The sequence below is a fragment of the Maribellus sediminis genome, from assembly GCF_011799805.1.
In the GTDB taxonomy this organism is placed as follows: Bacteria; Bacteroidota; Bacteroidia; order Bacteroidales; family Prolixibacteraceae; genus Draconibacterium; species Draconibacterium sediminis_A.
Genome location: NZ_WXUB01000007.1, coordinates 35,415 through 58,359, shown reverse-complemented (window position 1 = coordinate 58,359; position 22,945 = coordinate 35,415). Strand labels below are relative to the sequence as shown.

The 22,945-nt window shown below is 40.6% G+C and carries 19 protein-coding genes; 15 read left to right on the top strand and 4 right to left on the bottom strand.

The genetic code is table 11. The features are described from left to right. Nucleotides 1-126 precede the first annotated feature (126 nt). From HFD85_RS20440 to rpmA, 4 genes are all read left to right on the top strand, one after another. Nucleotides 127-2,151 carry a transglutaminase-like domain-containing protein gene (locus HFD85_RS20440; RefSeq protein WP_167614046.1) on the top strand — a complete coding sequence of 675 codons (2,025 nt, stop codon included), beginning with the start codon at nucleotides 127-129 and terminating at the stop codon, nucleotides 2,149-2,151. Nucleotides 2,152-2,162: 11 nt separating this feature from the next. Further along, on the top strand, nucleotides 2,163-2,342 hold the full coding sequence (locus HFD85_RS20435) for a hypothetical protein (protein ID WP_167614043.1): 180 nt from the start codon (nucleotides 2,163-2,165) through the stop codon (nucleotides 2,340-2,342). Between the two features lie 144 nt (nucleotides 2,343-2,486). Beyond that, nucleotides 2,487-2,798 (top strand): 50S ribosomal protein L21, encoded by a 312-nt coding sequence (gene rplU, locus HFD85_RS20430; protein WP_167614040.1) that lies wholly within the window; start codon nucleotides 2,487-2,489, stop codon nucleotides 2,796-2,798. A gap of 20 nt (nucleotides 2,799-2,818) precedes the next feature. After that, nucleotides 2,819-3,373: a 50S ribosomal protein L27 gene (rpmA, locus tag HFD85_RS21975; protein WP_167614037.1), complete on the top strand. Its 555-nt coding sequence runs from the start codon at nucleotides 2,819-2,821 to the stop codon at nucleotides 3,371-3,373. Between the two features lie 145 nt (nucleotides 3,374-3,518). Here the strand turns inward: rpmA and HFD85_RS20420 are convergent, their stop codons facing one another. Continuing rightward, entirely contained in the window at nucleotides 3,519-4,571 is a 1,053-nt protein-coding gene (locus HFD85_RS20420) for an alpha/beta hydrolase (protein WP_206082043.1), read from the bottom strand. Between the two features lie 188 nt (nucleotides 4,572-4,759). Here HFD85_RS20420 and serS point away from each other — a divergent pair, with 188 nt between their 5' ends. Next, complete coding sequence (gene serS / locus HFD85_RS20415) at nucleotides 4,760-6,034, top strand: serine--tRNA ligase (protein ID WP_167614034.1); 1,275 nt, start codon at nucleotides 4,760-4,762, stop codon at nucleotides 6,032-6,034. A gap of 220 nt (nucleotides 6,035-6,254) precedes the next feature. After that, nucleotides 6,255-7,181 (top strand): CHAD domain-containing protein, encoded by a 927-nt coding sequence (locus HFD85_RS20410; RefSeq protein WP_167614032.1) that lies wholly within the window; start codon nucleotides 6,255-6,257, stop codon nucleotides 7,179-7,181. On the opposite strand, the gene HFD85_RS20405 is transcribed toward HFD85_RS20410, so the two are convergent. Together HFD85_RS20405 and folK are read right to left on the bottom strand one after the other, a co-directional pair. Then, nucleotides 7,178-9,394 carry a DUF4838 domain-containing protein gene (locus HFD85_RS20405; RefSeq protein WP_167614029.1) on the bottom strand — a complete coding sequence of 739 codons (2,217 nt, stop codon included), beginning with the start codon at nucleotides 9,392-9,394 and terminating at the stop codon, nucleotides 7,178-7,180. The genes HFD85_RS20410 and HFD85_RS20405 overlap by 4 nt on opposite strands. Nucleotides 9,395-9,429: 35 nt before the next feature. Then, on the bottom strand, nucleotides 9,430-9,939 hold the full coding sequence (gene folK, locus HFD85_RS20400) for a 2-amino-4-hydroxy-6-hydroxymethyldihydropteridine diphosphokinase (protein WP_167614026.1): 510 nt from the start codon (nucleotides 9,937-9,939) through the stop codon (nucleotides 9,430-9,432). Nucleotides 9,940-10,097: 158 nt separating this feature from the next. Between folK and sppA the strand changes: the two genes are divergently transcribed. The 9 genes from sppA to HFD85_RS20355 all read left to right on the top strand — a co-directional run bounded on the left by sppA (nucleotide 10,098) and on the right by HFD85_RS20355 (nucleotide 21,359). Next, nucleotides 10,098-11,882, top strand: a complete 1,785-nt coding sequence (sppA, locus tag HFD85_RS20395) for a signal peptide peptidase SppA (protein ID WP_167614023.1) — start codon at nucleotides 10,098-10,100, stop codon at nucleotides 11,880-11,882. A gap of 126 nt (nucleotides 11,883-12,008) precedes the next feature. Next, on the top strand, nucleotides 12,009-13,115 hold the full coding sequence (lpxK, locus tag HFD85_RS20390) for a tetraacyldisaccharide 4'-kinase (RefSeq protein WP_167614021.1): 1,107 nt from the start codon (nucleotides 12,009-12,011) through the stop codon (nucleotides 13,113-13,115). After that, on the top strand, nucleotides 13,054-13,866 hold the full coding sequence (locus tag HFD85_RS20385) for a purine-nucleoside phosphorylase (RefSeq protein ID WP_167614019.1): 813 nt from the start codon (nucleotides 13,054-13,056) through the stop codon (nucleotides 13,864-13,866). The genes lpxK and HFD85_RS20385 overlap by 62 nt, the downstream gene beginning before the upstream one ends. A gap of 212 nt (nucleotides 13,867-14,078) precedes the next feature. Next, entirely contained in the window at nucleotides 14,079-15,032 is a 954-nt protein-coding gene (locus tag HFD85_RS20380) for an SMP-30/gluconolactonase/LRE family protein (protein WP_167614017.1), read from the top strand. A gap of 2 nt (nucleotides 15,033-15,034) precedes the next feature. Next, a complete protein-coding gene (locus tag HFD85_RS20375) occupies nucleotides 15,035-15,739 on the top strand; it encodes a PrsW family glutamic-type intramembrane protease (protein ID WP_167614015.1) in 705 nt (234 codons plus the stop codon). Nucleotides 15,740-16,255: 516 nt separating this feature from the next. After that, a complete protein-coding gene (locus HFD85_RS20370) occupies nucleotides 16,256-16,567 on the top strand; it encodes a hypothetical protein (RefSeq protein WP_167614013.1) in 312 nt (103 codons plus the stop codon). 56 nt (nucleotides 16,568-16,623) lie between these two features. Then, complete coding sequence (locus HFD85_RS20365) at nucleotides 16,624-17,373, top strand: GLPGLI family protein (RefSeq protein WP_167614011.1); 750 nt, start codon at nucleotides 16,624-16,626, stop codon at nucleotides 17,371-17,373. Nucleotides 17,374-17,442: 69 nt separating this feature from the next. Further along, on the top strand, nucleotides 17,443-20,109 hold the full coding sequence (locus HFD85_RS20360) for a TonB-dependent receptor (RefSeq protein WP_167614009.1): 2,667 nt from the start codon (nucleotides 17,443-17,445) through the stop codon (nucleotides 20,107-20,109). Nucleotides 20,110-20,411: 302 nt separating this feature from the next. Continuing rightward, the gene (locus tag HFD85_RS20355) at nucleotides 20,412-21,359 is read left to right on the top strand and encodes a pyridoxal-phosphate dependent enzyme (protein ID WP_167614007.1); all 948 of its coding nucleotides are present in this window, start codon (nucleotides 20,412-20,414) and stop codon (nucleotides 21,357-21,359) included. Between the two features lie 85 nt (nucleotides 21,360-21,444). On the opposite strand, the gene cls is transcribed toward HFD85_RS20355, so the two are convergent. Next, nucleotides 21,445-22,890 carry a cardiolipin synthase gene (gene cls / locus HFD85_RS20350; protein WP_167614005.1) on the bottom strand — a complete coding sequence of 482 codons (1,446 nt, stop codon included), beginning with the start codon at nucleotides 22,888-22,890 and terminating at the stop codon, nucleotides 21,445-21,447. Nucleotides 22,891-22,945 lie beyond the last annotated feature (55 nt).

Sequence of the window (22,945 nt, the reverse complement as noted above, 5' to 3'; positions counted from 1 at the left end):
AAACAAGTCCTGATTTATTGAGTGGTTTAATTTGGAAACAACTAACAATTTAAAGCCATGAAACGAGCAACGATTTTATCGTGCGAGTTACATCGGATACAATAGAAATCAAAAAACTGGAATGAAATGAAAACAATCTTTAAACTTTCGTATGCGCTGGCTTTGTCTGCATTCTTATGGACAACAGCAGCCGGGCAGTCATTAAAAGGCCTGCCAAAATCTGAAACTTTTGCCGTTGAAATCAGCGGTGTACTCTGCGGTTATGCCGAATCGAAAATTACCACAACTCAGGTTGATGGTCAGGAATTCCTTGTGCTGAAAAGAAATATTCTGGCCAAACTTTCTGCGCTGGGAGGGGGAGTTGATATGACAATTCAGAATAAATTTCTATTCGATCCTGAAACGGATAAACCTGTTTCGATCGAACATGTAGTTGCTACTTCAGCCGAGATTTATACTTATACCAAATTTGAAAATGGCAAAGCTTTCTTCACCGATTCAAGGAATGGAGAATTTCGGGAAATAGAGTTGGATGAAGACGTGATAGTTGAGAATTCGGTAAGCTATCCTCACTTGATGAAGGATTTTATCAAGGGCAAAGACAGTGAAAAAAGTTACCGTGTTTTTGATGATATGAAAGGCCTTGTTGCCACCAAAAGTTACAGATTGCTTGGAAAAGAAGTTCTTGAATTGAACGGGGAAAAGTGGCAGACAACGTTGCTCGAAGAAGTGAACCGGGAAGTGGGTACCACCACAAAACTTTGGTTGAACGATGCGAACAGCGAACTTTTAAAACTTGAGGTGGCGGGCAGGCTTATTTACCTCGCCGACGAATCGGTGAAAAAGGACATCCAAACCGTTGACATGGAGTCGATGTTGTTTGCCAGGGTCAACAAAATGATTCCCAATATCCCCGACATTTCTTATATGAAAGTGGAAGCATCCATTTTGTCAGGAGGAGAATGGATAACTCAGGAAAACCTCAATTTCCCCGGGCAGAAATTCTCGGGGACTGTTACCAATAATTTGATCGAGGGTGTTTTCGAAATTGAACCATTTCGGTACCGGGGCGAAAATGCCCCCTCTTTTCCACCTTCATTTACTGATGAAAGTCTGAAAAGATACCTCGGACAGGAAAAACTGATTGAATCGGATAATCCGGTTTTGATCGCCGAAGCAAAGAAAATTACAAGCGGTTCCGAGAACTCGTGGGACGCAGCTGTGCGTTTGAGCAAGTGGGTGTCAGATAATATTCGAGGGGCAGTTCCGGGCGGAACATCAGCCATAAATACTTACAACACACGTGAAGGAGAATGTGGTTCACACTCGCGTCTCCTGACCGCTTTTTGCCGGGCGGTTGGAATACCGGCGAGGCTTTCTGTCGGCTGCATGTACACACCTTATTTGGGAGGAAGTTTCGGTCAGCACGCCTGGACCGAAGTATACATGGGTGATGCCGGCTGGGTAGCAGTGGACGCCACTGCAAGGGAATTTGACTTTGTTGATGCCGGGCACATTCGGCTGGGAGAAGCTGCTTCTTTTAATCCAAAAGCAATGAAGATTCTGGAATACAAAATGGGCAGTGGTGAGGTTGCTGATCTAGTTCCCAAAGAATTGGCGAAATATATTGGAAAATACCTTTTCGAAGAAAAAAACAGCATTTTCGAGATTCTTTACCGGGACGGAAGCCTTGCTGTTAATATTCCGGGTTCTCAGGTTTTAGCGCTCTATCCACCCGATGAAAAAGGGATCATGTATCCCAAACTAACGCGGGAAATCAATTTCTCGTTCAACGAAGATTTGTATGGAAACATAGCGAAGATGAAGCTGCAGCAGGTCTTTCTTCTCCCCAAAAAATCGGAACCGGAAAGCATCGACGAGAATGTTCCAGAAGAATTAAGAACATTGTTGGGCGTTTACCTTTTCCCACAGCCACAATCTGAGTTTGAAGTATTTTACAAAGACGGCATGCTTGCCTTTAACAATCCACTGGCGAATCAGGTCATTAAGTTACCGCATCAAAATGATGAGGGAGTTTGGATAGATGAATCGAAGTCGAAAGAAATTGAATTTGTGAAGGATGGGGATGGAAGCGTCATTCGAATGATCATTTCCATCAATTTATACATGCCAAAACAAACAGAAATTTAAATGTAAATGTCATGAAATATAAAGTGCATCATTTCGAAATTAAAATGGACAGAGATCAGGTGAAACTGGAACAGTTTTTAAACAGCTTAAGAGGCGAAGTCGTTTCCATTGTACCGAACGTAACGCCAATTTTTCGACCGATGGGAGCAACAGCCAAAGTAAATTTTCTTTTAATCGTCGAAAAGCTTTAAAAATCAGGCAGTAAATTCTTTGAAATATTTGCTAGTTATCCAAATTTAACTACTTTTGCAGTCCGAATTTTGAATCGATCAGGCTCAAATAAGTGAATTCCAGCGGGAAATCCGCCTGACGGTGTAAACTTTAAAAGAAAAATTATGTACGCGATTGTTGAAATTGCTGGACAGCAATTCAAGGTTGAAAAAGACAAGAAACTTTTCGTACATCACCTGGATGTTGAAGAAGGAACATCAGTTGATTTCGAGAAAGTTCTGTTGGTTGACAACAACGGTAAAGTAGCCGTTGGGACCCCCACCGTTAAAGGTGCGAAAGTAACAGCTAAAGTGCTGGAACATGTAAAAGGCGAAAAAGTGATTGTTTTCAAAAAGAAACGTCGTAAGACTTACCAGAAAATGAACGGTCACCGTCAGCAGTTCACACAAATTCAGGTTGAAACCATAGTTGGATAATTAAATAAAGAAAATTTACCATGGCTCATAAGAAAGGTGTAGGTAGTTCGAAAAACGGACGCGAATCGGAAAGTAAACGACTTGGTGTAAAAATCTACGGAGGTCAGTTTGCAAAAGCTGGTAATATTTTAGTTCGCCAGCGTGGTACAGCACATCACCCGGGAGAAAATGTAGGAATAGGTAAAGACCATACTCTTTTTGCATTGATCGACGGAACTGTTGTGTTCAGAAAGAAAAAAAATAACCGCTCATATGTTTCAGTTGACCCGGTTGTTGAAGTAGCAGTTGCTGAAGCTCCTGTGAAAAAAGCAAAGGTTGAAGCAAAAGAAGAGGTTAAGAAAGAAGCTCCTAAGGCTGAAGCTCCAAAAGCGGAAGTTGCAGGTGACGATCTTACAAAATTAACAGGTGTTGGTCCAAAATTGGCTGAAATCCTGGTAGAAGGTGGTTTTGCATCTTATGCCGCTGTAGCTGCTGCTTCAGTTGAAGATATTCAGAAAGTTCTGGAAGCTGCCGGAAGCCGCTATGCTTCAAAAGATCCGCAACCATGGATCGAAGAAGCTAAAGGTTTGGCTTAATCTTGAATAGCTACAGGTTTAAATCCTGAAGAAGATATTAAAAGCTCTTGTCGGTCTCGGCAAGAGCTTTTTTATTTGATCACCATTTTGGTCGGATATTCTGATTCTAGCGGAAGAAGTTTCCCGCATCGCGCATTGTTTTCGTTTACTTCAATGCTTTATCCAAAAACTCAATCATGATCCGTATCACTTTCGGATCGGAAAACTGAGGCCCTCCATGGTTAGCTCCTGAAATTACGTATCGGCTTGATTCGGCTCCGGCGTTACGAAGTGCATTGTGCACCAAAAGTGTCTGGCTGGGAGAAACAAGCTGATCTACTGATCCGTGAATAAAAAGGAACGGAGGATCGTTTTTGTCGACATAATTTACCGGGTTCGATTTTGCCACTACTTCCGGTTGATCGAGAATTGTCAAGCCGCTGTTTTTCCCGTGAACATAACCTGCTTCTGGCGCCGCAGTATTAAAATGGGCCTCTTCTGCTGCCTTGTCGTAATCGGCACCAATTTTTGTCAGATCAGATAAACCGTAACAATCAATGGCCGCCTGTACACTGCTGCTTTGATCGAGGTTTTCTCCTGTTTCAAACTCCTCGACGCCATTGGTGGTTCCCGTCATTGCGGTTAAATAGCCACCTGCCGATTCTCCCCAAACTGCAATGTTTTTCGCATCGATACCAAATTTTTCGGCATTGGCCCGAAGGTAGCGTATTGCAGCTTTAACATCTTTCACTGCATCGCTGTATAACCCATTCGAAACAACGTGGTATTCAATGCTTCCTACCACATACCCAGCCTTGACAATCTCGCACCGGTTATACAGGTTGCTGTTTTTTGGTGCCCACATAAAACCTCCCCCTGTAAGAAATAACACAGCCGGGTATTTCTTTTCATCTTTTGGGCGTACCACATCCATTTTTAAATTCAGAGGCTGTCCTTCCGAATTGCTTGATTCATGATAAACAAGGTCGGCAGTCAAAACCAAATCTTCAGGAACCTCCCGAATAAAGCGGTTTTCGGTCGATATATTTTCGAGCACAATGCTGGTGCTGTTGTCGCAAGGTCTTATTTCCGTTGGCATTAGCAAACCGCCCATTCCGGGAATTCCCTTTCGTTCTCCTGCCTGGTTTTGAGAAAAAGAATGGATTTGGAAAACAATCAAAAAGCTTAATGTGAGTAAAGAAGAAAAGTATTTTTTCATTTGGTTTCGATTTGATTTTTATATCGGAATACAAAGATAATTCGAAGCTTAGATATTCAATTTCAACTGAAGTTTAATTTGCCAGGGTGCTTTTATTAAACTTTTTCGGGGCAATTTAAATTCCGTTTCAGAAAATGGTGCTGTGCCACAACATTTATTAAATTTGCAGCTCATTAAAAGATTGAAACATGCTCAACTTAAAGTTTATTCAGGACAATCCGGAATTGGTGGTAGAAAAACTGAAGAAAAAGAATTTCGACGCATCATCCATTGTCTCCGAAATAATCGATTTATACAAGCAAAAAAATAGTCTTCAGGCGCAGGCCGACAATGCCAAAGCTGAAATGAATCAAATTTCGAAAGAGATTGGACTTTTATTTCGCGAGGGTAAAAAAGAAGAGGCCGAAGCAGCCAAAGAGCGTACATCTGTTTTAAAAGAAAACATCAAACAATACGATGCTGATTTTTCGGCCATCGAGGAAAAAGTTTATGAGCTGCATGTATTGCTGCCTAATCTTCCGGCTGAAATAGTTCCGTTTGGAAAAGGTGCCGACGATAACGAGCTGGTAAAAACCGGTGGCGAAATGCCACAAATGGAAACAGGTGCTTTGCCTCACTGGGAACTGGCCGCAAAATACAAGCTCATCGATTTTGAACTGGGAGTTAAACTTACCGGAGCAGGATTCCCGGTTTACCGTGGAAAAGGCGCTCAGTTGCAACGCGCCTTGATTAATTTCTTCCTGGCCGAAGCAGCCAAAGCAGGTTACGAAGAAGTGCAACCCCCATTGATGGTTAACGAGGATTCAGGTTTTGGCACCGGACAGTTGCCCGACAAAGAAGGACAAATGTATCACGTAACCGAAGACAATTTATACCTGATCCCGACTGCTGAAGTACCGGTAACAAATATTTACCGCGACATGATTCTTGATGCGAAAGACCTGCCTTTTAAAAACACGGCTTACAGCGCCTGTTTTCGAAGAGAGGCCGGTTCATACGGCAAAGATGTTCGTGGTTTGAACCGTTTGCACCAATTCGATAAAGTGGAAATTGTACAGATCGCTCACCCCGAAAAATCGTACGAAACACTCGATCAAATGGTGGCTCACGTTGAAGGACTGGTGCAAAAGCTTGGATTGCCATACCGTATTTTGCGTTTGTGTGGCGGCGATATGAGCTTTGCTTCTGCCTTGACTTTCGATTTTGAAGTGTTCTCGGCAGCCCAGGAAAAATGGCTCGAGGTGAGTTCGGTTTCTAATTTTGAAGCTTTCCAGGCCAACCGCTTGAAATTGCGTTTCCGCGAAGAAGGCGTTAAAAAACCGCAAATTGCACATACTTTGAACGGAAGTGCACTGGCATTGCCGCGAATTGTGGCTGCCTTGCTCGAAAACAACCAAACACCCGAAGGAATTAAAATTCCTGAAGCGCTGGTTCCGTTCACCGGATTCGATATGATTAGTTAATAACTGACAAAAGAAGAGTTATTAACGGAGAGATTGCTTCACTTCGTTCGCAATGACCACAATAGGATTTAAATAAGAAAGAGGGGAGTTTAATGGCGGTAATGTCGCCATTTAACTCCCCTCTTTACATACACTTAGAATACCAGTCATTGCGAGTATAGCGAAGCAATCTTTGGCTTCGACCTGATAATAAATAGGTTCGAAAAATGATATTCTTACAATGAAATCTGTCGGAAATGACAGCTTTTTTTGTATCTATACACCTGGTATTTTACTATTAACAAAGCATATGGAAGAGGTTCACCGGAAGGAGTTAATTGCTGCAGTTCAACTGCAAATCAGTAAAGTGACAGAGTTTTGTGTGGCTGGCGATGTGTCGTCCGAAATCAAGGTACACGAAATACGAAAAGCATTTAAACGCTTAAATGCCTTGCTGAAATTATTTCCGGCCGAACTTCAGCCTGAAGTGGATAAGTTCAGAAAGCCCATGCGCATTATTGCACGCCGGCTTACACTTGGACGCGAATCTACCGTGAATCTGCAATTGTTTGATCGGTTGGTTATTGAAACCGGTGGCTTGAATGAAGCCGCTAATGCAAGACTAAGAGACAGGCTTGTTCAAACAAACGAAGAAAGTCTGGATGAGCTGGTTGTAAAGGAAAAAGTACTCGACGATATTTTGCAGCTGATGACCTACGGCCGCGACATGCTCATGCCTGTTTTAGTAGCTGAAAACTACCGGGTTCAGATTTTTGATGAAATCAGGGAGACATTTACCAAAGGCAAAGACTGGTACCGTTTTATTGCCGAAAGTTACGATGCCGAGTTGTACCATAACCTCCGAAAATTAATGAAAACCCTGTGGTATCAATCCGAAATTGAGGCACCCGGCCAGACAGAAGTTCCGGGTACCGTTCTGGAAAAATTGCACAACATCACCGATCAACTCGGCGACGACCACGACTGGTATATTTTTATCAAAGAAATTAGTCGCGAGATCTATGATTTGAGTGTAGATGACATCAGGCAATGTAAAAAACTTGTCCGCCAAATTCAGGATAAAAACCTGGCTGAACTCAATCCAAATCTGTCTGATTTCTTTAGTACATCAGAACAGCGGTACATCGGGTTACTTCGTGAGCTTTAGTTAACGATCACTTCATCGGCAAATATCCACACCGGCAATCCCGAGGCATTGTGCCATTCCGGAGCTTTTGAAACATTCTTTGCAACTATTTTGATGTAGCGCGCCGTTGTGGGCCGGTTTACCATCTCAAACAGTTCAATGTCATTTTTTGTGCTTTCGGGCGTGATCGGATGTTGTGTTGAAACGGATTTCAGCAGCGAATAGGTTTCCCCATTTTCTGAGGATGAAAAAGTAACCTGTTCCGGGAAAAATACGATGTGGTTGGTCACCTGGAGAAAGGCCACCGAAATATTGCTGAACTTTTTTTCCTCCCCCAAATCGATAACCACTTCCATGTTATTGCCTTCAAAACCCAGCCAGTTGGCAAAAAAGCTGCTTCCGCCATAAGCACCGTCGGTGAGTACCTGCGGATCTTCATTGGCATATTTTTTAGGAGCAGTGAGCAGGGTTACCTTTTTCCCTTTGGCCAGATTTGGTTGAGCTGCTCTTTCCAATAGATCGTTATAAGCCGCTAGGTATTCATCGGTCGTATAGCCCATTTCATTCATCATGGTTATTCCGGCGTTACTACAACTTTTATTGAAACGATTCAGGGTGCTTTGTACTTTCGCAGAAATTTCATCGTCATCCAGCAACTGAAAATCAGGTGACATACCGTTTCTCGCCATTTCCAGCATCGCATAATCAGTGCTGATTCGTGCCGTTCTAACTCGTTGCAGAATTTCCGGTTTCCCGGCTACCGCATTTTCTGCTTCATCAAAAAAGGTCATGTAGGATTTCAAAAGTTCAGGTGCTAAAAACGAATTAAACGCCTGCGACGGATCGCCATACAAATACAGAAAAAAATCGGGGTGTTTTGCCAGTTCCTCGTGTATCTTGTCGATGTATTTTTTGATGTAAACTCCGGCTTCGTCGTAATATCCGTTTACAAATTCGGTGATCAGGTCATCCGTATTTAGGTCAGGATTCCACAACAATTTTGCTGTTAACCACGAACGTAATTCGAATAATTCACTTGGATTATGACTGTGTTGTTCAAAGATCCAGGTGGCATTATTATCCCTGAAAAAACGGATATTGGGTTGCAGGGTCTGAATATTCGGGAAAGGTGCCAGAAAGTTTGTAAACTGTGTTGTGTAATCCCAAATCCTGATATTTTGGGTAAGCGCTTTCCAGCCGATCAGGTCTTCAGCAAAGTCGGTGCATTTTTCTTCAATCGGTGCACTGCGGTCGCATTCAATCGAACACAGCGTGACGAGAACATTTTCCAAAGGTTTGGTTTTGCAGGGTTTACGGGTGTGCTGGTAGGCCAGGGTTGATATGGTTTTGCCGGGAAATTCCCTGGCAACTTCATTTACAAAGCGGATCATCGAACCACTTGGCGATCCTTCCTCTTCATCAATTTTACTGCATTCCTCACACTGGCAATACTGGGTATTATCGTCCTGACTTACCGAAATTACCTGCTCGTCCGGGTACCTTTCAAACCAGGTTCTAACAGAGTCTGTCACAATGTTCAAAACGTCGGTGTTGCTCAAACACAGTTGAGTATGTCTTCGTTTGCCACTTCTGAGTGCATAATATTCAGGATGACTACTAAAATATTTTTCTGCCGGAATCAATCGATGAAAAGTGTGTACACGGGCAATAGGTACATAATTTGGAAAGGCATCATGACTCACTTTTAGTTTATTCGCAAAATCCGGATTATCATAAAACAGTTTAGAGTGAACGGTTCGTGTGCTGATTTCAGGAGTGTATATGTAATTGGTATTTCTGGGAATAGTAATATTTGTTGATACCGGTATTTTCTCAGCATTTGGTGCGAACCACCTGCAATTCAGCTCATTTCCCAAAAACTCGTAAACTGCGAACAGCGTGCTTTGCTCATCGGAACCCGAAATGATGAGCTTATTGGTTTCGCAAAAATAGGTGACAGTATTTGCAGCCAGGTTTTTATCAGATGTAACAAGGATTGTTGATTTTGTTTCGTCGGCATTCGTTTCCGATACCACAGGAATGCTTACCGAAGTGATTTTTTGCAGGTAATGTTGAAGTTCGGTGGCAGCTTTAACAAGTTTCTCTCCGGCATCATCCGGAACCTGAATTTCATAAAAGCTTTGCCCGTTTTTAATCAAAGTAAGTTCATTTCTGTGTGTACACGAAAGAAGTATCACAACCATGAAGAAGAGTATAGTCAGTGATTTGTTCATAGTCAGATAGTTTAGAAAAGTGATAAAATTAAAGTTTACTGCAAGGGCGATTCCGGGGGGATTTCTACCTTCCTGATGATCGATTCATCTTTGCAGTTTTCAAGCATGGTAAGGTTGGTCATGCGCAAAAGCGGGTGCTTAAAATCAGGAGCAATTTCTGCCAGCGGGACCAATACAAATTTGCGTTCGTGAATCCGTGGATGTGGAATTATGAGGTTTTTGTTTTCAAAATACTCCTGGTCAACATACAAAATATCGATATCCATTTGGCGGTCGGTGTAGCGTTCGTCACCTGATTTTATTCCAAACGATTCTTCTATTTCTTTAATGCGCCACAACAGTTCGATGGGTTCAAGAATGGTTTCAATACTGATCACCTGGTTCCAGAATACATTCTCGGAATGAAAACCCCAGGGTGGCGTTTCATAAATGGATGAAGTGGCTGATATTTTTCCCAGTTTTCTGGAGATGATCTCCTGAACTTTTTGAAAATTGTTAAGTTTATCTCCTATATTTCCGCCAATTCCCAGAAAAACCTTGTGCATTGTAGTTTATCTTTGTAATTATGTATTTAAATGCCCTACGAATTCAGAACAGATAACATTACAACAAACAAAATTAGAAAACGGATACGAGAATTTGTCCGAAACAGGAATGAATTTAGCGGAATCAGCTTCGAAAAATAAAATCAAAGAATAATAATATGAAAGAATTTTTTAAATATGTTTTGGCCACCATCGTCGGAATTATTGCAATTTCGATTGTAGGTACCTTGCTGATGTTTATGGTTATCGGAGCAATTGTGGCCTCAACCGAAAAAGAGGTGGTTGTGGAGAATAATTCCATGTTGCTCATCGACCTCAATCGTTCACTGGTCGACCGGTCGAAGAACGATCCGTTTGAAGATCTCGAGCTACCGGCCATGTTTGCGAGTGCAAAAACGATTGGTCTAGATCAGATTTTGACTTCACTCGAAAAAGCCGTTTACGACGATCGGATTAAAGGTGTTTACCTTGATCTGTCTGCAATCAGTGGCGGAATGGCCTCTGTTGAAGAGATCAGAAATGCATTGATCGCATTTAAAGACAGTTGCGACAAGCCGGTTTATGCCTGTGCCGATAAATTGATGCTCGGACAAAAAGCATATTACCTTGCCACGGTAGCCGATAAAATTGTAGTGCACCCAGAAGTTGCAATCGATTTCAGAGGTTTGGGTGGCGAAATGATGTTCTACAAAGATGCACTCAAGAAAATTGGTGTTGAAGTGGAAGTTGTACGGCATGGTAAATTTAAAGCTGCCGTCGAGCCCTTTCTGTTGGATAAAATGAGTGAGGAAAACCGTGAGCAAACCATGAGTTACCTGAATAGTTTATGGAACCAAATGTTAAACGGAATTTCTGAAGAACGGGGACTTTCTGTAGAAGAACTAAACCAAATTGCTGATGAAGTTCAAACTTTTAAGATGGCCGAAACTGCTGTTGAAAACGGCTTGATTGATGCGGTGGAATACAAAGATCAGGTACTCGACGACCTGCGTGAGATTGCAGGAATAAAAGGAACCGAAGGAATTCCAATGATCGGGGTGAAAGATTATGCCAACGCTCCTGTAAAAGGCAAGACTAAAAAATACAGCCGTAATAAAATTGCGGTGATTTATGCCACCGGTGAGATCGGCATGTCAATATCAGGAGATGAAATAATTGAAGGAGATAAACTGGGAAGAGAAATTCGAAAGGTGCGTCAGGATAGTTCTTATAAAGCTATTGTACTTCGGGTAAATTCTCCGGGAGGGCTGACCTTTGATTCTGAAACCATTTGGCGCGAAGTAAAACTGGCTGCTGAAACTAAAACTTTGGTTGTATCATTTGGTGATGTAGCTGCTTCCGGCGGTTATTATTTTTCTTGTCCGGCTGATAAAATTGTAGCCAGTCCGAATACCATCACCGGTTCGATTGGAGTTTTTGGTCTGCTTCCCAACGCCGGAGAGTTGATTCATGATAAACTCGGCATTTCTACTGATGAAGTTAAAACGAATAAAAACACGGTAATTCCAACATTTACACGCCCAATGAATGGCTTTGAAAAGGAAATGAGGCAAAAAAGTGTTGAAAATGCCTACGACACCTTTATCTCGCATGTTGCCGAAGGACGTGGAATGACAAAAGAAGCTGTTGACGAAATTGGACAGGGCCGTGTCTGGACTGCTGAACAGGCCAAAGAAATTGGTTTGGTCGACGAATTTGGAGGCATCCAGGATGCGATCGCACTGGCCGCCGAAATGGAAGGGCTGGAAGATTACCGCACCGTGGCGCTGCCATCCTTACCAAGTCCGTTCGAAGAAATCTTTAAAATGGGTGGCAACAGTGTTCGAATCAACTTGCTGAAAAACGAACTCGGCGAAAAGTACCGCTACTACGAATATTTCAAGAAAGTTAGCAGCATGAACGGCATTTATGCCCGCCTGCCTTACGATATTTATGTAAACTAATCTTTGCAAACTTTCAGAGATGGCATCCGTATTTGATTCAACTCAAACGGATGCCATCTTTTGTTAGCATCATTCCGTAGTGCATCCTTTTTTATTATCTTAGCTTTTTATAGAAATCAGTTTTCCATGCTCAAGATTTTACTTTATCCTCTTTCCTTGTTGTACGGAATGGTTGTGTTCGTACGTAACCGTGCTTACGATCTGGATATCTTAAAATCGCGTGAATTTGAAGTGCCGCTGATTTCTATTGGCAACATCACCGTTGGTGGTACCGGCAAAACACCACACACCGAATACCTTGTTCAGCTTTTAAAAGAGAAGTACAATGTGGCTACTTTAAGCCGCGGTTACAAGCGAAAAACAAAGGGATTTCGCTTGGTGGAGACCGATTCAACTGCAGAGGAAGCCGGCGACGAGCCTTTGCAGATCAAAAACAAATTTCCGGAAGTTACGGTTTCGGTTTGCGAAAACAGGGTGGATGGTGTTGAAAAACTACTCGATGCAAAGAATGAACCAACGCCCGACGTGGTTTTGCTCGACGATGCCTTTCAGCACCGGCGGATCACTCCGGGGATAAATATTCTGTTGATCGACTACAACCGGCAAATCAAAGATGATAAGCTGTTACCCCTGGGGCGCTTGCGCGAAGGAACTTACCAGGTGCGCCGGGCCAACATCATTATTTTCACAAAATGCCCCGATGTCGTGACGCCAATCATGCGCCGAATTCTGCAAAACGATGTGCATTTACTGCCTTATCAGAAACTGTATTTAACGCGTTTTGCCTACGATAAGCTGGTGCCGGCATTTGATGGGAAAAGGCTGGGTAAGTTATTCTACGAGGATAAAAAATATGCGCAGTTGGTGCTTACCGGAATTGCCTCGCCCGGTCCTGTTTACAAACACTTGCAACAGTATACCGATCGGATGAAGACCTTGTCTTTTCCGGATCATCATGCCTATTCTGAGGAAGATATTAATACCATCAAGCAAAAATTTGAAGCGCTTCAGGCCGAAAAAAAGATTATCGTTACAACCGAAAAAGATCTGATGCGTTTGAAGAATTGCAATAATCTGAGTGAAGAACTGAAAAAGGCAATGTATTATTTGCCGGTGACCGTTCAGTTTCTCGACGACGATCAAAAATCGTTTAACAAGAAAATTTTAAACTATGTTGGAGAAAATAAAAGCAACCGCGAATTACATAAAAGAAAGAATTCAGGCAAGTCCTGAGGTGGGGATTATTTTGGGAACCGGTCTTGGCGGACTGGTGAAGGAGATCGAAATAATCGATTCGATACCTTATACCGAAATTCCTGATTTCCCTGTATCGACGGTTGACGGTCATGCCGGGCGTTTGATCTACGGTAAACTGGGCGACCGCGAAGTGCTGGCTATGCAGGGCCGCTTTCATTTTTATGAAGGCTACGATATGAAAGAAGTAACCTTCCCGGTACGGGTGATGAAATACGTTGGAGTTTCGCACCTGTTTGTTTCCAATGCCAGTGGAGGGCTAAATCCTGACTGGAAAGTGGGAGAGATTGTGGTGATCAACGATCACATTAATTTTTTCCCGGAACATCCCTTGCGGGGCAAAAACAACAACGAACTGGGACCACGTTTCCCCGATATGAGCAAGTGCTACGATAAACGGCTGCGAAATAAGGCCAAACTTATTGCGCTCGAACACAACATCGATATTAAAGAGGGAGTGTATGTGGGTGTTTCAGGGCCAACTTTCGAAACGCCGGCAGAGTACAAAATGTTTCGTATTTTGGGTGGCGACGTTGTGGGCATGTCAACTGTTCCGGAAGTGATTGTTGCCGTTCACATGGACATGAAAGTGTTTGGTATCTCGATTGTAACCGACAGCGGCGTGCCGGGTGAAATAGTAGAGATCTCGCACGAAGAAGTACAGGAAGTGGCGATGAAAGCCGAACCCAAAATGACCAAGATCATGAAGGAATTGATCAGAAGTATTTAGAGTTCAGAGTTCAAGGTTCAGAGCTTGAAGATCAATGATAAAAACTCTGTAAGGGTTTGATTATAATAACCCGGGTTTTAACCCGGGGAAGAAAGTGGAGTTGAAAAATCGGCGCACCGAAAAAGCAGATAGAATTACCGGCTAAACTGCGCCGAAAAACATAAAAGTTGTTCAGAAAGGAAATGTAAAGCAAGGTGTTAATTCAAATTATTATGGTACAAAGAATATTTTTTACGCTTTCAGTTTTCATCGTTTTGTTCAGTTGCTCAACTCAGAAGTCAAGCGAAGTTCAACTGGTCATCGATTCGAAATCGACATTGGGCGAAGGAGCACTCTGGAATTACAAAAGCGGCGAACTGATGTGGATCAACATCAAAGGTGAAATCCTGAATTTTTACAATCCGGCTACGGGCAACAACAAGGAGATGTTTACCGGGCAAATGATCGGAACGGTGGTTCCCAAAGAATCGGGCGGCGTTTTGGTGGCACTGCAAAATGGTATTTATGCTTTTGATCCTGAATCAGGTTCAAAACAGTTGATTGTGGATCCGGAGGCCGACAAGCCCGATAACCGTTTTAACGATGGCAAATGCGATCCGTCGGGAAGGTTTTGGGCAGGTACCATGAGTACCGTTGGAGGTGGAAAAGTTGGAGCGCTTTACCGGCTCGATCCCGATAACAGCATTCATAAAATGATTGATAAAGTGAGCATTTCCAATGGAATTGTGTGGTCGGCCGACAAAACAAAAATGTATTATGTTGATACGCCAACCATGAAGGTGATGAGGTACGATTACGATGATGCCAGCGGCGAAATATCGAATCCGAAAGTTGCGGTTGAAGTACCGGCCGGAATAGGGGCGCCCGACGGGATGACCATTGATTCCGATGGAAACCTTTGGGTGGCACTTTGGGGTGGTTCTGCAGTGGGTTGTTTTAATCCTGAAAGCGGCGAACTGATTCGTAAAATTGATGTGCCGGCAAAAAATGTTACTTCCTGCGCTTTTGGCGACGACGACCTTGGAACCTTGTACATTACCACTGCCCGCGAATCAACCAGCGATGAAGAGTTGACAAAATTTCCGCATGCCGGTGGTGTTTTTAAAGTGCGACCCGGAGTTCACGGAGTAAAAGCATTCTTTTTTAACGATCCTGATTCTAAATAACTATGAGTCTATTGATCCTTTCGCTGGCACCCGTTTTTGTTATTGCAGCCTACATTTATTTTCGCGATAAGTACGAAAAAGAGCCGATTCGTATGCTGCTTTTTGCTTTGCTTGCCGGTGCGGTGACTGTTCTTCCGATTGTATTTGTTGAAATGTTTTTGAGCCGCTATACCTCTCTGTTTCCGCGATATGTATCGGCGGCGTACCAGGCTTTTGTGGTTGCTGCTTTTTCGGAAGAACTATTCAAGTACCTGGCGCTTTATGTACTCATCTGGAAAAGCCCCGAGTTTAACGAAAAGTTCGATGGCATTGTGTATGCCGTTTATGTGTCGCTGGGATTTGCTGCTGTTGAAAATATACTTTATGTGGTAAATGGCGGACTGGTAACCGGTATTTCGCGAGCGATAACGGCTGTGCCCGCGCATGCCATTTTCGGCGTTACCATGGGATTTTATTTCGGACTTGCCCGGTTTTACGAGCGTGAAAGCGCAGCATTGAAACGCAAGGCACTTTTAATCCCGATACTGCTCCACGGCATTTACGATTTTATTCTCTTTACCGGGCTTGCCTGGCTTACCGTGGTTTTTATCGCTTTCGTAGTTTTCCTGTACATTTCCGGGTTGAAGCGAATCAAAGAACTTTCAAGTGTTTCCATATACAATACCGATTATCGTTTGCTGAACGAAAAATTTTCAAAACACGATTAATTTCTTGGGAATATTTATAGTTTGAAAGATATTTTAGATGGCTCAATTAGTTTAATATATAAACATTAGCCCATTGTAAGTATTTTCCGTTTTCTTTGATAAAGTAACCTTTTCAGGCGTAATAATTTCTTGTGTTTTATAACAATTAATTTCGCCTATATTTTTCTCAATTTGCTGGCATATAGGCTTTTCTGTTGATTTTTGAAACTAGTTGGGATATTCTTTTTTTGCTTTTTTCCTTTTTTTTTCTTAAAATTTGAACTACCAAAATTAATGTGACCCTTGTCTTGAACACAGGCAGGACCCAAAAAACAAATGACATATTTAGCCCAAATAGGAAAAAACAAGTTTAGCGAGTAAGCCTCCCCGGGGGCAAGCACTCACAATATTTGTTCCCGGCCCGGGGAGGCAGGCAGTTTTTGTAAACCGCCTATACAAAACTACCATCCGGGACGCACTTTTACAAATTGGCAACTGTAAAAGTGGGGCTTTGCCAAAGTATTTAAATTTTGACAAATGAAGAAAATATTCATTTTAGCATGCTTGTTCATTCTAATTGGAACTACAGCATTTACTAATTATTCAAAAATTGATAATGATTTGAATGAGCAGACTGTAGTCCAATCGGGAAATGAAGTTGTACTAGAAAGTATTACAATTTACTCAGCAACTGGTGATGGTGGTACCTGTGAAATGACTGCGGAAGTGAGTTTGGGATATAACAACACCTATGTAAGAATCACCTTTACGGTTACCGCAGATACTTGTATTGAAGCATTAGAAGTAGTAATGGATACAGTAGAACAGATTAAAGAATGGATAAGATAATGTTTAATTCAAACGAGGGGAGATTATCATTCCCCTCGTTTAAAATTTAACTAACCATGCGGACTATTAAAATTACAATATTGACTTTTACTCTTGTGAGTTTGTATGTTTTGGCAATCGGACAAGTAAATTCAGGAAAGGCAGAATATGTTGTTGAGCTTAAACTAGATAGAAAATCTTCATTGGATCCCAATGTTTATAGCAGTATACTTTATTTTTCTGATTTAGAGTCAGTAACAGAAGATGATGGTATTTCTTTAACAAAAGAAAATAATGGAGGGTTAAACACTTTTACTGACCTGTCAAATAATAGTAACCTCCCTGTATATAAGAATTTTAAGACCAATGAGATGGTATCGCAGGGATTTGTTCTTGACAAATTATTTCGAGTTTGTGAACCAATTCCTTCTATTAATTGGTCATTAACATCAAATAAAAAAGAGATTGCGGGAATTACGTGTTTAAAAGCATTAGGACATTTTAGAGGACGAGAATACGTTGCATGGTATGCACCAAACATACCTGTAAATAATGGACCTTGGAAATTTGGCGGTTTGCCAGGTTTAATATTTGAAATTACTGATACCAGTAATGAAGTTAAATTTAATTTAACGAAAATCAGCCTGGGACTTTCAAAAAATGAATTAAAACGAATTCGGGAACCCCAACAAGGACGTAAAATAACTTTCGATCAGTATTTTGATCTTTGGGATAAAAAAGCAGAAAACCTGAATGATTTTCTAAGTGCTGAGTTAAATGATTTACAAATCAACAGCCAAGTATTTCGTATTGAAAAATGTAAATAGCCTCTTTTATTAAAAGTCATTTTTTAGTGCGAGAAAATTATATTCTAAAGAACCATTAAAGTAAAAGTATTGAGGTATATTTTTATTCTACTATTTTTAGTTGTTTCTAACAAGCATTATGGTCAGAATATTACTGCACTGGTTGGGAAAGTTGTTGATAATAAGAACGATCCGGTTGAAAGAGCAAATGTTATACTTTCTGGTGGTCCTTCCATTACCGACAACATAATCAGTTATACTTTCACCGATTATAATGGAGAGTTTCATTTGCAATTGGACACCACTTTATCAGATTCTTATTTGTTCGTTTCATCAATAGGAAAAGTCGTATACAAATCAAAAATATCTGATTCAATTGATTATAATTCTCCATTTCTTCAGATTATTCTCGACGATAAAGATTTTTTAATAGAAGAGGTTACCATCAACAAAAAAAGATTACCGTATTCTATAAAGAAAGATACTATTAGTTACGATGTAAATTCTTATATCGATGCTAAAGATATTAATGTTGAAGATCTCTTGAAAAAGTTACCAGGTGTTATTGTTACCAAACAGGGAGACATTTTTTTTAAGGGAAAAATGATAAGTAGAGTTTTTATCAACAACATGGATGTCTTTGATAAAAATATAAAAATTGCCTCTCGGAATATAGGTGCTGAACTGATAGATACTATACAGATTATTGAAAATTTTACAGAAAATGTATTATTAAAAGAATTTGATGAAGATAAAGAAAGTGTTATTAACCTAAAATTTAGGAAAGGATTAACAAGTGTTTTTACAAAGATACAACCCGGAGTTGGATCCAGAGCCCGGTTAAACTCGCAAATAAATCTATATGCATTAAATAATAAATCGGGGAATGTCTTTCTTCTCAATCATAATAATACCGGAGAAACTATTAACATGATTGGTATTTCTGATAAAAGTGACGATAACATGCACAAATTAGAAAACTTACCACCAGTCGATATTTTCTCTTATAATTATCGGGGCCTGGATTTTTTAAATGATTTGGGAAATTTTAATAAGTTAACACTGGGGAACTATAATTTTAATCATCGATTAAACAAAAAACAGAGTTTAAAAGGGAGTTTTCAAGGTTATTGGGATATAAATGATTTCACTGATTACCAGAAAATAAATTACACTTTTCCTCAAGATCCGTTTTCATATTCATTTACTAGCGACATAAGAAAAAGAAATCGCCATGGAGAAATGGATTTACAATATTCAAACAGCCTAAAGGAGAACTCAAATTTAACCTCTACCATTAAGTTTACATCTGGAAATGAATCTAATTCCTTTATGGAAAATGTGAGCTTAGAAAATTCGCAAGCAAACCTGGAGGGAAATAATGATGGCAGACTAACAGAGTTTTATAGTTCATTAGACTATACTTTATCCATCGATAAATCCAAAATTTTACTGATTAATTCAAGTTTGGCATTAAACCAGCACCCGCAGAATCTTGAACTAATAAACAGGGAGTATGAAAAAAATGCACTGTATTCTGTTGATTCTACATCTCAGATTTCAAACACAAATATGATCTTCTTTTCAGGAGCAGTGAATTACTTACTTAAAAATAATAGATTAAATAATACTTTGAAATTGACTGGTGGTTTTACCTACCTACGTCAAAACTTGAAAACAGAATTACAGGATGAATTGCTTCAGAGCCATCTGTTAACAAATAATATTGGCTTTAATAAAACAAAATTATTTGTCGCAGGTAAGTATAAACATTCATTTCCTATTTTTAAACTTGCATTTGAGCTTAGACCGGTTTTAATGAACCTGTCAGATGATCTAATGGAGGAAAATGAGTCATCAGTTTCGACTAATCATCTGTTTCTTGAAACTTTTTTTTCACTGTCAAAAAAGAAATTAAATTATAATGCATTGCTGTATTACGGCCTAGATTATTCACAGTCGAAAATTCAGGATATTACATCGGAATTTTATATTAAAGCCCCAAGAGTATATTACAAAGGAGGTGATATGTTTTTGATTAAATCTCACAGGATTTTAGTGAATTATACCTATTTCAATTTATTTCAAAGTACTACATTCTTTTTTAATGCCTTATATAATTATCAGACTCCAGGAACGGGAACTAATATTTTAATTGAAGACGAGTTTAAATTCTACAAAACAATCCAAACTCCTTCTGACAACGCATTGTTTATCAATACACGTTTGGATAAATTCATCCCATTAATTAATAGCAAGCTTAGCTTAAGCTATAATCTTTCTAGCTTGAGCCTTTACAAGCAAATAAACGAGCTCCCTTTTCAAGAGTTTCAAAATTTTTCTCACACTTATGGTTCGAAATTGGTCACAAATTTTGAGAACCCTTTTAATATGGAGTTAGGGTTAAATTATAGCACTCACCATTATAGTGAAGAAAATGAACAAAATAGAACTAATTCCATTCACGGAGAGATTGGAATTAGGCTTGATTATAGCCAGAGATTTATGTCATTACTGAATACAAATTTTTATCAATATGAAAAGAACAGTAAATTATTTACATTCTTGGACTTCTCGACAAAGTACGCTCTGAACAAGCCAAATGCAAGTGTGGAGTTTGTAGTAAGAAATATTTTAAATACAAAAAGAATCACTCAATCAACCTTATCTGAATATTCTAAAAGCACTATTGAATCAGTAGTTCAACCATTTTATATTCTATTTAAAATAAGTTTTTATATCCCGAATCAGAACTGATTTTCAGAAAGCAAATATTGCATTCGGAAAATGATTTTACAGAGTGGCTTTAGAATTGGTTCAATCTCTCAATTTCGATGGTTAAAAAGCAATTTTTTGAGTTATATTTGATTTGTGGTATTGTTGATCTGATTGATAGAAAACAGTAAGAATTGGACGACTTGAGCAAAATATGTTCAGTAATAAACTTTGTTTAAAGCTGAGCACAGAGTTATCCTATGAAAAATTGATTATGAAGCTTGGAAGTGAAAAATAGTTACCTGCTATAGAAGAAAAAGTTTAATAAAAGATTATTATACAGAATGCTAAACATCCCAGTTTTTTCTGATATCGAAAATGCACATCAATTGATTAAAAAATATGCCCATTATACGCCGGTGTTTAGTTCTTCTGGTATCAACTCCATTGTTGGGGGAGAACTGTATTTTAAGTGCGAGAATTTGCAGAAAGTAGGTGCGTTTAAATTCAGGGGAGCCTGTAACGCGGTTTTTTCATTATCGGAAGCAGATGCACAAAAAGGAGTGGCAACGCATTCTTCAGGTAATCATGCGGCGGCGCTGGCACTGGCAGCCCGAATGCGGGGTGTTGCTGCGCATATTGTTATGCCATCGAATTCGCCTGAGATCAAGAAAAAAGCGGTGGCCGGTTATGGTGCAAGTATTACGTTTTGCGAACCTACTTTGCAGGCCCGCGAAAGCACACTCGCAAAGGTTATTGAAGAAACCGGAGCGACCGAAGTTCATCCATACAATAATTTTTATGTGATTGCAGGACAGGGGACTGCAGCTAAAGAACTGATTGAAGATTCGGGTGATTTTGAAATAATAATGGCACCTGTAGGAGGTGGAGGTTTGTTAAGCGGAACAGCTATTTCAACAAAACATTTATTGCCAACATGTAAAGTTATTGCTGCTGAACCGGCCGGAGCAGATGATGCGTACCGTTCGTTTTATTCCAAAACCCTGGTGCCTTCGGTTCAGCCAAAGACTATTGCCGATGGTTTGCTGACTTCACTCGGGGAGCGCAATTTTGCCATCATTCTCGATAAAGTGGATGCAATTGTTACGGTTTCAGAAGAAAGCATTGTCGCTGCCATGCGACTGATTTGGGAACGCATGAAGATCATCATCGAACCATCATCAGCAGTGCCACTGGCTGCTATTCTCGAAAAGAAAGTGGATGTTCAGAATAAAAAAGTAGGTACCATTCTTTCGGGTGGAAATCTTGATTTAGGTAAACTGCCTTTTTAATTCAATCCTTCAGTCCTTCAATCCTTCAGTCCTTCAATCCCTCAATCCCTCAATCCCTCAATCCCTCAATCCCTCAGTCCTTCAACTAATACATCGGACTAATAATGTGTGCCAGCGATTCGCGCAGTTTAAAAAACCACCCGCGTTTTCGCCATTGACTCAATTTTATTCGCCGGCTGTTTTTCTGATCTTCCAGAAAATGTTCCTCGAGTTGAGTGGCAAAATCTCGGCAGTAAACAAAGGCGTTGGCTTCGAAATTGGTTTCAAAGCTCCGGAAATCGAAATTACTGGTGCCGATTGTTGCCAGACAATCATCCACCACCATGTACTTGCTGTGCAGGAATCCTTTTTGGTAAAAATAAACTTTCACTCCTGATTCCAGTAATTCTTCAACGTAAGAAAAAGAACCCCACATCGAAACTTTTGCATCCGATTTTTCGGGGATGATAATACGTACATCAACCTGGCTGAGTGCCGCAGTTTTTAGGGCTTGCAGTAAGGCTGGCGGTGGCATCAGGTAGGGCGTTGCGATGTACACTTTTTTGCGGGCACCAGCAATCGATGCAAAATAAGCCTGCGCAATCGCTTCCCAGTCGTAATCGGGTCCGCCGGCACAAATCTGAACCGGAGTTCCCGGTGCTTCCGAAAATGGAGGTAAATACTGTTTTTGTTCCAGCTTTTGTCCGGAAACAAAATACCAGTCGGCAGTAAAAATAAGTTGAAGACTGGTAGCTGCATCACCTACTATTTTAAGGTGCGTATCGCGCCAGGGGCCCAGTTTTTTAAGGCCGTGAATGTAGCGGTCGGCAATGTTTATCCCGCCTACAAAACCGGTTTTTCCATCGATGACAATAATTTTACGGTGGTTACGGTAGTTCACCCGCGAAGTCAGACGTGGAAAACGTACTTCCATAAAGGGATAAATCTCGATTCCGTTTTCACGCAGCCGCCTGAAAAATTTCTTCTTGAGATTCCAGCTTCCTACATCATCAACAATTATGCGTACCTCAACCCCTTCCTTACGTTTTTTCAGCAGCAATTCAGTAAGTTGCTTGCCAATGTCGTCGTTATCGTAAATATAATATTCAAGGTGAATGTGATGCTTTGCCTTTTTAACAGCTTCAAAAATCGATGCAAAAGTGGCCTCACCATCTTTTAAAATTTCGAGTTCGTTGCCCGAGGTTAACAGCGAATTTGAGTTATTTAATAGCAGGCGAATCACATTTTCGTGAGCCTTTGTTTCTTCGTTATACGGCGATTCTTCAAACTCGCGTAATTGTCTGGAACTGTTTAGCCGCAGGATTTTCAGCATTTTTAATCCGCGCACGGAGAACATTTTTCGTTTGCGGTATTCCTGTCCAAAAATCAGGTAAAACAGTACACCGAATATCGGAATAAGAATGAGCACCATAATCCAGGCTGCTGTTTTGTATGGCGATCGCTTTTCGAGCAGGATCATAAATGCCACCGGAATAGCAGTTAGCAGAAAGATGAGGTAAAACCAGCCTGTAAATTGGTACCAATCGAACATTTTTCCGAAATTTGACTGACAATAAATGTCTGAATTTTGAACAATAAAAACAATA

Bases quoted from the DNA above. Each gene is read 5' to 3' on its own strand.
- HFD85_RS20375 (WP_167614015.1), top strand. From the start codon at position 15,035: ATGAGTCTATTGATCCTTTCGCTGGCACCCGTTTTTGTTATTGCAGCC.
- lpxK (WP_167614021.1), top strand. From the start codon at position 12,009: ATGCTCAAGATTTTACTTTATCCTCTTTCCTTGTTGTACGGAATGGTT.
- HFD85_RS20420 (WP_206082043.1), bottom strand. From the start codon at position 4,571: ATGAAAAAATACTTTTCTTCTTTACTCACATTAAGCTTTTTGATTGTT.
- rpmA (WP_167614037.1), top strand. From the start codon at position 2,819: ATGGCTCATAAGAAAGGTGTAGGTAGTTCGAAAAACGGACGCGAATCG.
- sppA (WP_167614023.1), top strand. From the start codon at position 10,098: ATGAAAGAATTTTTTAAATATGTTTTGGCCACCATCGTCGGAATTATT.
- HFD85_RS20355 (WP_167614007.1), top strand. From the start codon at position 20,412: ATGCTAAACATCCCAGTTTTTTCTGATATCGAAAATGCACATCAATTG.
- HFD85_RS20410 (WP_167614032.1), top strand. From the start codon at position 6,255: ATGAAATCTGTCGGAAATGACAGCTTTTTTTGTATCTATACACCTGGT.
- rplU (WP_167614040.1), top strand. From the start codon at position 2,487: ATGTACGCGATTGTTGAAATTGCTGGACAGCAATTCAAGGTTGAAAAA.
- folK (WP_167614026.1), bottom strand. From the start codon at position 9,939: ATGCACAAGGTTTTTCTGGGAATTGGCGGAAATATAGGAGATAAACTT.
- HFD85_RS20440 (WP_167614046.1), top strand. From the start codon at position 127: ATGAAAACAATCTTTAAACTTTCGTATGCGCTGGCTTTGTCTGCATTC.
- HFD85_RS20405 (WP_167614029.1), bottom strand. From the start codon at position 9,394: ATGAACAAATCACTGACTATACTCTTCTTCATGGTTGTGATACTTCTT.
- cls (WP_167614005.1), bottom strand. From the start codon at position 22,890: ATGTTCGATTGGTACCAATTTACAGGCTGGTTTTACCTCATCTTTCTG.
- HFD85_RS20370 (WP_167614013.1), top strand. From the start codon at position 16,256: ATGAAGAAAATATTCATTTTAGCATGCTTGTTCATTCTAATTGGAACT.
- serS (WP_167614034.1), top strand. From the start codon at position 4,760: ATGCTCAACTTAAAGTTTATTCAGGACAATCCGGAATTGGTGGTAGAA.
- HFD85_RS20380 (WP_167614017.1), top strand. From the start codon at position 14,079: ATGGTACAAAGAATATTTTTTACGCTTTCAGTTTTCATCGTTTTGTTC.
- HFD85_RS20385 (WP_167614019.1), top strand. From the start codon at position 13,054: ATGTTGGAGAAAATAAAAGCAACCGCGAATTACATAAAAGAAAGAATT.
- HFD85_RS20365 (WP_167614011.1), top strand. From the start codon at position 16,624: ATGCGGACTATTAAAATTACAATATTGACTTTTACTCTTGTGAGTTTG.
- HFD85_RS20435 (WP_167614043.1), top strand. From the start codon at position 2,163: ATGAAATATAAAGTGCATCATTTCGAAATTAAAATGGACAGAGATCAG.